Source organism: Candidatus Poribacteria bacterium (genome assembly GCA_021295715.1).
GTDB lineage: Bacteria > Poribacteria > WGA-4E > WGA-4E > WGA-3G > WGA-3G.
The window spans coordinates 16,233-29,337 of sequence record JAGWBV010000064.1 but is presented as its reverse complement, the minus strand read 5'-3'; the positions used below and the strand labels follow the sequence as shown (position 1 = coordinate 29,337).

The following is a 13,105-nucleotide window of genomic DNA, read 5'->3' as shown; positions in this document are numbered from 1 at the left end:
AGGTGATGCTACAGTCACTGACAAAACTGTCGAAATCTCAGGTCCCTTCGACCCAGGCGCACTCGCACTTACAATCACTTGGGCAGATGGGAGCCAGACGCTCAACTATACCATCAAAACCCCCGCAGCGTTTGTTAGCGTAACCCCAGTCATTCGATCGGAAATTGCCGTCGACGATACCATCACCCTCACCTTTGACAACACACCAGAGGATGTTACAGTGAGTACAGGTGATGCCACAACTATTGGCAAACGGGTGCGAATCACGGGTCCGTTCGACCCAGGCGCACTTGCACTGACCGTCACTTGGGCAGATGGGAGCCAAACGCTCACTTATACCGTCGAAGTCCCAGACACCGAAGCCCCCGAAATTACCAGTGGAACCGTCAATGCCGGTGATAAGGACGTTGACCCCGATGCACTGAACAGCAGCGGACGGATCGAAGTTGAATTCAGCGAAGAGGTAACCGGTAATATTGCACTGCGAACGGTAGCAGGTGTTGACGCGGGTTGGCTCGGCAAAGTTGATGGTAAGAAAGGGACACTTGAACTCGTCAAAGGCAAAGCACTTAATAACGAGATAACATACATCATTGCTGGGAAAGTCGAGGACGCTGCGGGCAACTCAACCGACATCAACCTTCGGTTTACCACTGCCAGTAAAACCTCCGGTATTCCTTTTGCAGTCACCGATGCGACGTTTAACTCCCTTGTGCTCAACTCCGAAATACCTGTCGTGGTTGAGTTTGTAAAGGACGGCTGACCGTTCTGTAAACAGATGGCGCCAGTTGTCGCCGAAATTGCTTTAGAGAACAGGAACACGTTTGTTGTCGCGAAAATGAATGTCGCGCAGAGTCGACAAACAACCGGAAAATATCAGGTTAGGGCACATCCGACTTATATTGTGTTCCAAGATGGAAAGGTTGTAGGTCGTTTAGGAGGAGTGAAACCAAAAGCCCAACTGCTTCAGACAATTCTGAGTGCGATCAATTAATTGAGTGAAGTCGTAACCATTAAGTTGAATATCACTAAATCCACGGGCGGTTCTCTGTATCCGCCCGTTTCTATTTCCTATTACACGCTACTCCGATGGTAGAACCACCACTCCAACATGAGAAGCAGGAACGCCGCAAGCGCGAACCAACGCCATATCTCCTGCGCCATCGGTTGTAATCCAGCCACTACATCCACTGAAGGCTCTGTAATCTGGACTGTTGGAGAATAGGACAGCGCAGATTCCGTAGGGTTCAGCAAATTGACCGTGAACCGCTCAAGCTGTGTATCGTCCTCGAAAAGGGTGTAGACCCCAATCTGATCTGTCTCGTCGTATATCGGACTGTCCACTCTAACCGCCGTTCCATCCGGTTTCTGCACGTGCAGCGTGCGTCCCTCACGTGTCAAAGCGACGTTCACCACTTCTCCAGTTCGGAAGGCATGCCGAGTCCGACTTTTCTGAGATTGGAGGGGTTGGAGCGGAGCAGTTCCGGCTTCAAACCACGCTAAACACTGATAGATAAATTGTGGGACTTCGGGAATCGTCAGTGCAAAGTTAGAGATTTCGGGGTTAAACGCATCGAACTCAAAAACAAGGAGCCGAGTGCCCAATCTGCTACCGCTCCATATCAATGCGCCTTTCTCCGTTTCAACAAGCGAATGCCCCCAGAGTGGCAACACTCGGTGTGTAGACTCACTCACTTGTAATCCCTGCAGCGATACATTCTCCATGAGCGGGTGATTCACATCCTCTTTGATAACGCGCACAGGTGTCCTCTCGGTTTCAACAATCGATGCATCTTCTCGAATGAAAGGGAAATTGTCACCAGGAGCTATGAAGACCAAAGCCGTTCCAGAGGCAATTTCGGACGCTTCATATAATATGGAGCGTCCGAAAGCCTCGCGTCCGGCGAGCGTGTCACCCTCGAAAATTGCGACATCCGCATCACCAGTGCCGTGATAGTCCACTGGATTAACCAAATGTAGTTGCACGTTATCACCATAAGACTTCAATAGTTCGGGTAACAACGATCTTCGATTGTCGCTCACAAGCGAAATCCGCAGTGAGGGAACAGGCGAGAGAAGTGCCCATGCACTGTTATCAAGCGGAAAGTCGTCATCCACACCGAGGTGACCGCTAAGAATCTTTCCCTCTAAACCGCTCGGATCCCCTGAAAACAGTACCGATCTGGTCGCGTCGGACGGAACAGACACCGTTCTATCATCAAGCGGAACAGTCTCCACCGCCAATTGAACGTCGATTTCCCTCGGTGTATCCGTAAAATTCTGAATGCCGATGAGGACTTCGTAACGATCGGCTAACATTTCAACGCTGAACCGAACGATACCGACATTCTCTGCATCTCCACCGACGCCGATTTCCTGCACCGGTAGCGATACATCCGGTAGGTTTTCAAATGTATCACTGATAAAGACAATCTTATCCTGTGGCGAATCCGCATAGCGTGTTGCGGCATCAAAGATGGGACGTAGATTTCGCGGGGTATGTGTCTCAGCAATACTTTCTATCGCTTGATGGAGTTTCGAGGTATCCGTTGTAAAAGCCTGTTGGATGTAGGTTTCAGGGGAATTCGTCACCATGAGCATCATCCCACCCCTCGCGGCGACCTCTTTAACATACTGCTGCGCTGCCTGTTTTGCGAGTGTGAGTCGGGTTTCTCCCATCTCCTTTGACGACATACTCGCCGAATTATCAACGATGAGGATTGCTTTACCGGGCATGAATCCGGGTCTACGCAGGGCGGGACGCGCGACGCTGCATACAAGGAGCAACAGAAACAGCACCTGTAGGAGTGGGAGGAGTAAGTTCCGGAGTCGTTGGAAAGGGATATTTGCTCTCCGGTCTTCGTCGGTGGAGAGCCAAAACATAATGCTGGGAACGAGGCGGGTGTGGCGGCGTAATTTCAGGAAGTGAAGAGCCAGCACGATTGGAATAATACCGAGTAGATAAAACGCGGCGGGGTTTAGGAATTGCATTTTTTAAATTAGTTGTCAGTTGTCAGTTGTCAGTTGTCGGTTACAAGAGGGTTTTATTAAACAAGGGAAACCCCCAAGCAAAAACACCTCTTCATTGAAAACTAATAACTGAAAGCCTGCGCAGCGGGCGAACCGAAAACTATTAAAACTTGCTGTTAAGACGTGCTCTCGCCTTCCTCTTTCTCCTTGAGGCTCTCCAGCACCTCATCGGCATCCAGCCTACCGGCTTCGCCATAGCCTTGGAGGCGTTCACACTCCTCTCGAACTTTATCGTGTTCGTCAAGTTCCAAATAGAGGTGTGCCAAATTCGCGTGCATTTCCCGAAACACACCGGGCCAATTCCGTTCACCTTCTTTATCAATGATACGGGTAGCATTTGTAATAGCCGTGTTGACAACCTCGTCTAATGCCTCTTTTTCCTCAGTTGAGATCTGAAAACCCGCCTCTTTGCGTTTTTCGTTATAGGCTTTTAGTTCACTCAGTGCCTGATCACATTGGTTATATGTTTTTTCAATACTCAGCGCACCTTCAAAAATTTTTGATAAGAATCCTAACTTCATAGCACCTCCGAATGGGTGTAGGGCTTCGGAAGTCATGCGATCACGCTCATCATGATGGCATGCTTCCGCTGAGGTAGAAGTGCCTCGCCCTACAAGTTACGTTAGAAATCGGTTTTCAATTCTCCCCACGTCACCGCCAATTTATCGCGGGCATCAACAGCAAGCACCACTGGCACACTCAGTTCCATTGATTCTCGCACCTCTTCTTCAGTCAACGCCTTGGCGTAGATGACGACTTCATCTATAATTGCGTCCTCGACTTTGTGTAGGTTCGGATTCTCGCCTGCCCCGATGTAAATTGCTGCTTCTTTGAACTTGGGCCACTTAAAGTTTTCTGGTTGCTCACCGATAAATTTACCGTTGACATAGATTTTGCCATCTTTCCCATCGGCAACCAAAACGTAGTGGTACCACTCTTTCAATTCAAATTTGAAGTTGCCAAGACTTTTGTCGGCGTGATGCCCAGCATCCCAAAACGGGTTGAAACCGGGGTTCACCATCGTCCGGAATTCACAACATCCACCGGCAGCGGCTTCAATCGAGATGATCCCATCATACGCAGCGTGCTGGTTCAGGAAAAACCATGCTTCCATTGTAATCTCTGTCTTCTCACCGATTGGAACGATAAAGTCATTCTGTTCCATTACAACGACCCCACCGTTCAGATGGATAGCTTTATTGAATGCCCCATCAACGAGGGAACCCTTTCCAGCCAATACTGCGTCATTACCGTTGCCGGAATCATCGGGGACTTTATCACCACTCAACTTGTCAAAAGAGTAATAGACGAGGATGTCCCCTTCCTCAATAGCATACGAGAGACTTACCGCAAATACACAGATCGCCGTAAGCCCCAACAGGAATAGATTTCTACGCATCCTTGTGCCTCCTTCAGCATTTTAACAAGAATTTTAACACAAATCTGGAACAGCGTCAACACATTATACTTTTAATTTTACCTTGCGGAGGAATAACGTGCGTTTCGACATTAACGTTACTCTCTTAAATCCGCCTGCGCCGATGTTGCAGGCTGCTTCTGCATTTCAGCAATTGTGCGAAAATTTAGCATTGAAAGCCAACGTTTTAAGTGCTACAATAACCACATGACATTTCTTGAAGCGATTCTTCTCGGGATTTTACAAGGTTTAACAGAATTCCTACCCGTCAGTAGCTCAGGACACCTCGTCTTGGCACAGCAATTCCTCGGACTCAAGGAACCCCTCGTCTTTTTTGATGTGATGCTCCACGTCGGTACATTAGCCGCTGTTCTCGTCGCGTATCGTGATGCGATAGGGAGGTTAGTGGTAGGTGGACTTTCTGCGGTCGCGGATACCCAATTTTGGCGGAACCCCCCGAAGTCAATGCTCAACACATCAGCAGAACTCAAGTTTATATGGCTGATATTCATCGGTTCCATCCCGACGGGCATTATTGCAGTGGTGTTCAAGACGCAATTAGAGTCTTTTTTCGACGAAGTCCGTATCGTGAGCGTCATGTTAATCCTCACCGGTGTTATACTCCAACTCCCGCGACTCCGCAGAGAGAAACCGGATTCTCCGGACGCATCTACGGAAGATCTAAAGACGTGGCATGCGCCGCTTATTGGCATCGCGCAAGGTTGTGCAATTACACCCGGCATCTCCCGTTCCGGTACAACAATCTCGCTGGCACTATTCCTGGGGATTCCCGCTAAAACCGCCGCCGAATACTCGTTTCTACTCTCAATTCCTGCGATACTCGGTGCGGTTGCGCTCAAAATCCGAGATGTCGGAGACACCACAATACCGCTTTACATTGTCGGATCTGGGATGCTTGCCTCGTTTATTGTCGGCTATATGGCGCTGCGGTTCCTCCTGGTGATACTCAACCGAGGGAAATTCTCGATCTTTTCCTATTACTGTGTCGCTTTAGGACTCACCTCACTCTTAATCGCCTTAATCCAGTAAGTCGCAACGCATCCAAGCACCTTTTTGTTAGAGTGCCGCATTTCTGGCACCACACCGATACGCGCTAAGATGTCACAGATCATTTTATCGTTCTGCAGTGTGTTCCGAATCCACTTTTTTCCAGTGCATCCATAAATCAGACTCGCGAGATACATCTGTAACGGCTTGAGTTTGAAACGTTTGAGATACCTGAGTGGAAACCCCATGCCGTGCCCAGAAATCGCGAGGGTTCCACCGGGTTTCAAGACCCGCGCCAGTTCAGTTAATGCGGTTGTGTCATCAGGAACATGCGGCATAACGAGAAAGCAGGTAACGAGATCAAAGGTTTCGTCTGCGAACGGTAGGATCGGAAGCGAGGCATGAAGCAAAAGCGGATCTACGGAAGACGGCTCTATTAGAGCCTCAATTCGAGAACGTCCGGTCGCCAAGAAAACCGCGTCCACATCGACACCGACAAGGAGTTCTGGCGTATCAGTGGAGAGCGCAACAAGAAGATTCCCCGGTCCACACCCGACATCTAACACCCTTTTACCGGTAGCGTTGATGTTCAAAGTATGGAGTTGATTTCGCGTTGTGCCGTTTTCTAATTCGCGGTAAGCGTTCTGGATGTAAGCACGGTGCCACTCTGTCACGCGACATCTCCCTGTGATAGCAATCAGCAAATTAGCCGTCAGGTATTTGGCGGTCAGCCGTCGGGTCGGGTTTTCTACGAAAACCCTTTCAGCAGTCAGGTAAGAGGTTTTCGTTTAAGAAGACTCTCTTACTGATTGCTGACTGCCATATAATAAAGAATTCATCCATCTACTAAGTCGTTGCGGAATCGTTGTGAGTTCCGAACGGAAGAGGGTCAGTCCAGCGTCATCGGTAATCGGAACAGCCTTCAATTGATACAGTGGTGTATCCAACGAGTTCCATCCTATATCCGTCGTGCGTGCCGAACGGAAACCACTCGCTTTCACCATCTCAACCTCACGTTCGGTATAATCGCCATTTGGATAACTGAAATGAGAACACGTAATCCCCAAAAACGCTTCCAAATCCGTTTTGCTCTCAAGGACTTCTTGTCTACACTCCGTCTCCGCACAGCGTGGCAGGATCGGATGGAATCGGGTATGCGGTTGAAAGTCAACGTTCTCCGCCATCTCTTTCATTTCTGCGATGGTGAGTGCCTGTCTGTCTGGATACACCTTTTCAGGTTCAAAGTCAGCGATCTCCTTGAGGTGCGTCAACCGCTCTGCGTTCGGGAGTCTTTTCAGCCTCTCCTTCTCTGCTTTGGAGTGTCCCTCTATCTTGAACCAGAAATGTCGGTGTGTATCAATAATCTGTGTGCAAACGTAGAGCGTTGGACGAATGCTGTATTGTTTAAAAATCGGTAGGAGTGCGATATTGCCAGCGTGTCCGTCGTCGATTGTAATCACAACGCTTTTCGGGGGGATCTCTGAGAAATCCTTTCGATGGAGAGCCGAGACAAGGGTATCCAGTGAGATAAGCGTGTAATGGCGCGAGAGATAGGCGATATGTTTCTCGAAAACCGCAGATTTTGGGTCGTGATACAAGAGGATAGCAACCCTATGCCGACACAGCCACTCTCGAATGAGAAATGGCATACCCGATAGACAAACAAAAGTTGCTATGACATTTTTAAGAAAATTACGCATCTATTTTATAGTTTTCAGTTTTCAGTTTTCAGAGTTAAAAGCCATCAACTGAGAACTCCTACATAAATTTCTTCCAATTTCCGAATAGACGCTGCACTGTCAAACTTCTGCTGGATAGACAGGCGGGCATTCCTCCCTAATTCGCTTGCAAAGTCAGGGTCTGTCAGCACCCGATGTAGTGCCGCTGCTAAAGCTATCGGATCCTGTGATGGAACTCGGATACCGTTCTTCCCATCTTCTATCAGATCCACGATGCCCCCCACATCCGAGGCAATACACGGCATCCCGATCCCCATGGCTTCGATTAAGGCGTTCGGTGAACTTTCGTGTAGCGACGGAAGCACAAAAACTTCCGCTGTCAGGAGCAGAGAAAAAACATCCTCACAAAACCCCGGGAACGTTACCCACTCCGATAGCCCGTATTCCGCTGTGCGTGCTTGGAGTTCTGCCTCCAGCTCACCCTCACCGAGAAATGTGCATCGCCATGCGACCTCTTCGCGGTTCAATACGTTCAACGCCTCAACCAGGTACCGATGCCCTTTTTCGGGTGCGAACCGTCCGACGCATACGATTAACTTCTCATTGGAACGCCCGGCGCGTGGTTGTGTCCACGTCTCGGTGGGTAACTCCAATAGATTAGGGATGCTAAAAATTTTTTTGTCTGGATACCGCTGGTGGAGATGCCGTTGGATCTGTGCTGCGTTCGTCAGAAGGACATCGGCGGCGTTGTAGATGAGTTTTTCTGTGAGCCAGAGCCGAAATTTCCTGTATCTCGCATGGTAGTCGCCGCGTTGTGAAGCGATAAACGGAATCTGTCGCCACAGTCCGAATTTACGGGAGAGTCCGCAGAGGAAATTAGAATACCACAACCAGCTATGCACGATGTCGGGTTCAAAAGCGTTGATAATGCCACCGAGTGCAAACGCCTTCTCGAGCAACCGCACGCGTCTACTTTCACCTGCAAGCGTTGCGACTTCCCGCACACAGGGCAGTGCTGCAAGTTCCCTGACGCGTTCGCCTTCGGTACGACTCAACACAACTGACGCTTCATACTGCTCCGGTGGCAACCGATCCAACGTTTTGAGCAGCTGGGATTCGGCACCATCCTTTGCCATGGAATCAATGACATAAAGAATTTTAATTTTACCTTGCGGATTTTTAATTTTACCTTGCGGGGAAACAACGGACGTCTCAACTTTGACGTGCGTCCCTCAAATCCGCCCTCCGCTACGCTTACGGGCTAACGGTTTTGAACCTACTGACTGCCACTTCCTACCAATACGTGTAGAGCAGGACTTCCGACACGATCAGTTGCGCAGCGAGGATACCGGCAACCCAATAGAGATCCGACACGTGACGCGCCGCGAGGTGTTTAGCGACCGGAATCACGAAAAACGGCACCATGAAAATCCATATCCGCTCGACCTCCATCGTAAACAGCGTCGAGAATGTGAAGTAGAGGAGCGTGATGAGGAAACCGATGACGAACGTGTCTAACGCTTCATCATGACGGAATATCCAAGGGATAGGCGTTCCGCTGCTCTCCTGTTCAGATGAGCGAGCATTCTGCCGCCATTCTTTCACCGTAACAAAGATCTGCCGTAGCCAGACAGTCGTTATTGGTAGTCCCACGCCGATGAGGAACGCAAACAGATTGGCGAAACTCAGATGGAAATAACGCTCAATGCTCTCATACCCCGTCCCCATCCCCATCTCATCTTTCTTGATAGCTGCCCAGAGAGCCTCAATCGGATCGAAACCCGTCAGGACAAAAAGTAACAGATAAAATCCAACAAATCCCAAAGTCGCGAACAGCAAGACTTTCAGATACTGCACGAATTGCTTCCGTTCCAGTAAGGCGACAACACACAAAAAGACCCCCACAACGACCGTTGAATACGTCATGAACATCCCAAGCGCAAGCGCAAGCCCCGTTAGCAAACTATAAGGACGGAATTCATACCAATTTTGGTCTGATATGGTTTCCTGATTTCGTGCTTTATAAAACAGGTAAACGCTCAAGATTGGGAAGACGCTGAAGGGACCGTCCATTGACGTGCCAGTGAACATCACGAAGTTGGGGGTGATGAGAAAAAGGAGAAGTGCGTACCGGCCCACCTTTTCTCCGTAGAGATGATCGCCGAGACGATAGATGATTATAACTGTGATCGCAGTGAAGATAATTGTAACTAACGATGCCGATATGAGATTGTAACCGAAGAGTCCGCTAACATGCCATAAGAAAAGCACACCGCCCGGCGGATGGGTGCGCGAGTGTCCTGAAAGTGTGTCAAACACTTCTGGTTTACTATAATCCCTGAGAAACCTGCGGATTCCGAGTTCGTCAACCCGCGGCACATCGCCGTAATACTCCAACGAAGTCCGCGTATAGGGTTCTAATAACGTTAAGACGCGTTCTGTCTCACCATCCCGCTCTAACTCTCGGTAGCCATCAATTTGGGCAACACTAACGTTAATGGCAATGAAGCAAGCAATCGCTATCCAGATTAATCGACGGCTGTCCGCGCCGGAGAGCAGGTATCTGTGGCAAAGATATAGAAAACCGATACACACCAGGAGGGCAGGCAATACCCACAAACTCAAGTCGAAACTCGGTTCGGCATAAAGGGGCAAAATGTGTCTTTCAAACCGCACTGCCCCCAGATTGATAGACATCTCGCGCATGCTGTAATACAGGAATAGATGGTAAACGCAGAAAAATAGCGCGAGCAACCCAATCTGGACAGGAATCAATCGAGTCACTTTTCGGATATACTGCCAAAAATTCTTCATTTTTCCCTACATGGATTTATCGGTTTGTGATGTCTCTAACTGTTGTGCTGCTTCTAACAACGCATTTGCCAAAAACTCCGGGTTGACCTCGTCTTTCCCTCGGAAGGTGCGTACCCGTTCACCGCGAACCTTTAGAACCGCAAGCTCCTTGCCTCCCAAATGGATACCGACTTCAGCGTTGCGGGTCTCACCGGGACCGTTCACCTCACACCCCATCACAGCGACAGGGATTTTGATGCCGTGTTTCTCTAAAAGCTCCTCAGCGACAGCGACAATGTTTTCATAGTCTGCTGCAGGGTCGCCGCGCCCGCAGAACGGACAGGAAACAACATCCAGCATATCATCCGCCATCCCCAATGCCCGAAGGAGTTCTTTAGCAGTCAAAACCTCCTCCTCTGGGTCGCCGGTAATCGAGATGCGGATGGTGTCCCCGATCCCTTCCATCAAAAGCGTTCCAATACCGAGGGTCGATTGTACCGGCTTCCGTCACACCGAGATGTAAAGGATATGGGACTTTCGCTGCAAACTGACGGTTCGCTTCTATCATCCGAAGCGGATCGCTCGATTTAACGGAGATAGCGATGTCCGTGAAATCGTGTTCTTCACAAATCTTGACGTGCCGCATTGCACTCTCTACCAACGCTTCTGCTGTCGGCGATGGATATTTCTCTAAGAGATCCCGTTCAAGCGATCCCTCGTTGACCCCGATACGGATGGGGATATTCGCCGCTTTCGCTGCAGACAGGACCTCAGCAATCCGTTCTTCACTACCGATGTTCCCCGGATTGATGCGAACCTTCGCCACCCCCGCGTCTACTGCATCGAGTGCGTATCGGTAGTTGAAATGGATATCCGAGACTATCGGGACTGAGGCACGTTTCACAAGGGCACCGAGTGCCTTCGCGTCGGGTTCTTCTGGGACAGCAACACGGACAATCTGTGCCCCCGCCTCTGCACACCGTTCCACCTGTGCCAATGTGGCATCGACATCGCGCGTCAGCGTCGTCGTCATTGTCTGGATGGAGATGGGACTTCCACCGCCGATCGGGACGTTCCCTACCGTAATTTGCCGCGTCAGGCGTTTGTTACTGATTTGTATTAGTTCTTTCATATTTTTTAATGGTTGTCAGCAATGCGTGGGCAGGCACAAGACCTGACCTATCAGTGGGCAGGCACAAGACCTGCCCCTACATGGATTATTTTAAATCTTTACATTTTGTCAATGCGTCAATAAATTTTTCGTTTTCCTGTTGTGTGCCGATCGTTACACGCACCGCATTCGGATAGCCGTAGCCTGTAATCGGACGCACAATGACTCCCTCTTTCAGAAGTGCCTCGGCGATATCCGTCCCCGATTGTTCGAGGTGCAACATAATGAAATTCCCCTCGCTTTTGACATAACGGAGTCCCATATTGTCAAATGCGCCGTAGAGAAAGGCTTTCCCGATAGCGTTCTGTTCTCGACTCGTCGTAACGTGTGGGGTATCCTTGAGTGCGGCTCGCGCCGCTGCCTGCCCAACTAAGCTGCAATTGAAAGGTTGGCGAACCCGATTTAACGTCTCAATCAACGGAGGTGGTGCGATGCCGTATCCGATGCGTAACCCAGCCAGCCCGTAAATCTTGGAAAAAGTGCGAGTAATAATGAAGTTTCGTCCCTCTAACACATACGGGAGCGTCTGTGGATAGTCTGAACGGTCAACGTACTCATAATAGGCTTCGTCAAAAACGACCAACACATGGTCGGGCACCCGTTCCATGAACGCCACTGTCTCATCCGCTGTGACCATCGTGCCGGTAGGATTGTTCGGATTCGCAACAAAGATGACCTTCGTCTTATCGGTAATCGCCGCTGCCATGGCAGAGAGGTCGTGTGTATGCGCTACCATCGGCACGACGACCGCTGTTGCACTGCACAACCTCGTCACGACACTATAGACAACGAATGCTCCAGCTGCATAGATGACCTCATCACCGGGTGCGACATACGCTTCGGCGACGAGTTGCAACACATCGTTCGACCCGTTTCCTAAGATCAGATGTTCAGCAGAAATTCCGAGGGACGCTGCGAGATCCTCTTTAAGGTAGTAGGCGTTACCGTCAGGATAGAAATGCACCTGTGTCGCACTCTCTGAGATCGCCTGCATCGCTAACGGCGAGGGGCCTAACGGATTTTCGTTGGATGCCAGTTTGATAATATCGGTAATGCCGAGTTCGCGCCGGACCTCTTCAATCGGTTTACCGCCCTGATAGGGTTGAATCGTGTCAATGCTGGGTTTCGGTTTTAGCATAACGCTTCGCTTCTCAATTCTCTTATCCCTATGACTGCAGGCGCGTCCACCGCACACGCCCAAATACAATTCTATTATAGCACACCATCTTCTTTTGTCAATGTACCCAAGCCTAAAGACTTGTTCCTGTAGCAAAAAGCAATAACTGTTTTGCGTTTTGTAGGTCCCTTCATAGAGGTCGGTAACCCAACGCTCTCCACGATGGGCGCAGGTTTCCGCCCTAAAAAGTATGTTTAATGCAGCGTTATGGTCTCGGTCTAACGAAGTTCCACAAGACTGAGAATTAAAGGTTCGTATCGCAAGAGAGAGTTTCTTTTGCGACTTCTGACCACAAGCAGAGCAGGTTTGCGAGGTATTCTTCGGGTCAACTTGGTGGAAGTGCAGACCGTCTCTTTCGGCTATGTCGGCACACCACTGAAAGAAGGTGCTCCAAGACGCATGGGTATATTTGCGAAGACTCCACGTCAGAGAACGCACACGCTTTTTATAGCGAGGGTAACCTTTTTTCGCAGCGTTTTCTTTACAACGTTTACGGAAAGCTGTAAACGCTTTGTCGTTTCTGCGGAGCGCATGGTTTTGAAAATCTTGGGGAACCTCACGGAAGTCGTTATACGTCTCGCGCGCGACCCTGAGAAGGGTTTGTTGGTCAGAGAGCGACACAAAAGCACCTTCCGTCTCATACGCAACGAGTCTATCGTGGCGAGCGGAGTTCTGAAGGTCGCAAAGGTGTACCAACCACTTTTCTAATATTCTTTCTTCTGCCTGTGTCGGATACACAGGATATATAAATGTTAATCTCATGGACTATCAGGTATCAGGTATTTATCCCCTGTTGAGTGGGAGGCAGACACATTACCAAGCGGTAATGC

General features: G+C 49.6%; 10 protein-coding genes and 2 pseudogenes. 3 read left to right on the top strand and 9 right to left on the bottom strand.

All coding sequences use genetic code 11. The features are described from left to right. Together J4G07_15860 and J4G07_15855 are read left to right on the top strand one after the other, a co-directional pair. The coding region (locus tag J4G07_15860; GenBank protein ID MCE2415465.1) for a hypothetical protein at positions 1-763 on the top strand (763 nt) is incomplete at its 5' end. A 6-nt stretch (positions 764-769) separates the two neighbouring features. Then, positions 770-994: pseudogene (locus J4G07_15855) on the top strand (thiol reductase thioredoxin). Positions 995-1,074: 80 nt separating this feature from the next. Here J4G07_15855 and J4G07_15850 read toward each other — a convergent pair. The 3 genes from J4G07_15850 to J4G07_15840 form a co-directional block, all read right to left on the bottom strand. Then, entirely contained in the window at positions 1,075-2,991 is a 1,917-nt protein-coding gene (locus J4G07_15850) for a BatA and WFA domain-containing protein (GenBank protein MCE2415464.1), read from the bottom strand. Between the two features lie 155 nt (positions 2,992-3,146). Then, the gene (locus J4G07_15845; GenBank protein MCE2415463.1) at positions 3,147-3,551 is read right to left on the bottom strand and encodes a hypothetical protein; all 405 of its coding nucleotides are present in this window, start codon (positions 3,549-3,551) and stop codon (positions 3,147-3,149) included. 101 nt (positions 3,552-3,652) lie between these two features. Beyond that, positions 3,653-4,429 carry a LamG domain-containing protein gene (locus J4G07_15840; GenBank protein MCE2415462.1) on the bottom strand — a complete coding sequence of 259 codons (777 nt, stop codon included), beginning with the start codon at positions 4,427-4,429 and terminating at the stop codon, positions 3,653-3,655. 225 nt (positions 4,430-4,654) lie between these two features. Here J4G07_15840 and J4G07_15835 point away from each other — a divergent pair, with 225 nt between their 5' ends. Further along, positions 4,655-5,497, top strand: a complete 843-nt coding sequence (locus tag J4G07_15835; protein ID MCE2415461.1) for an undecaprenyl-diphosphate phosphatase — start codon at positions 4,655-4,657, stop codon at positions 5,495-5,497. Here J4G07_15835 and J4G07_15830 read toward each other — a convergent pair. From J4G07_15830 to J4G07_15805, 6 genes and pseudogenes are all read right to left on the bottom strand, one after another. Beyond that, positions 5,446-6,129 carry a class I SAM-dependent methyltransferase gene (locus J4G07_15830; GenBank protein MCE2415460.1) on the bottom strand — a complete coding sequence of 228 codons (684 nt, stop codon included), beginning with the start codon at positions 6,127-6,129 and terminating at the stop codon, positions 5,446-5,448. The two genes, J4G07_15835 and J4G07_15830, sit on opposite strands and share 52 nt — an antisense overlap. A 114-nt stretch (positions 6,130-6,243) precedes the next feature. Continuing rightward, complete coding sequence (locus J4G07_15825; GenBank protein MCE2415459.1) at positions 6,244-7,155, bottom strand: polysaccharide deacetylase family protein; 912 nt, start codon at positions 7,153-7,155, stop codon at positions 6,244-6,246. Positions 7,156-7,199: 44 nt separating this feature from the next. Further along, positions 7,200-8,270, bottom strand: coding sequence for a glycosyltransferase (locus J4G07_15820; GenBank protein ID MCE2415458.1), 1,071 nt, complete (start codon positions 8,268-8,270; stop codon positions 7,200-7,202). A 157-nt stretch (positions 8,271-8,427) separates the two neighbouring features. Next, entirely contained in the window at positions 8,428-9,948 is a 1,521-nt protein-coding gene (locus J4G07_15815) for a glycosyltransferase family 39 protein (GenBank protein MCE2415457.1), read from the bottom strand. Between the two features lie 6 nt (positions 9,949-9,954). Further along, positions 9,955-11,059: pseudogene (gene ispG / locus J4G07_15810) on the bottom strand (flavodoxin-dependent (E)-4-hydroxy-3-methylbut-2-enyl-diphosphate synthase). An 85-nt stretch (positions 11,060-11,144) separates the two neighbouring features. Next, complete coding sequence (locus J4G07_15805) at positions 11,145-13,037, bottom strand: histidinol-phosphate transaminase (protein MCE2415456.1); 1,893 nt, start codon at positions 13,035-13,037, stop codon at positions 11,145-11,147. Positions 13,038-13,105 lie beyond the last annotated feature (68 nt).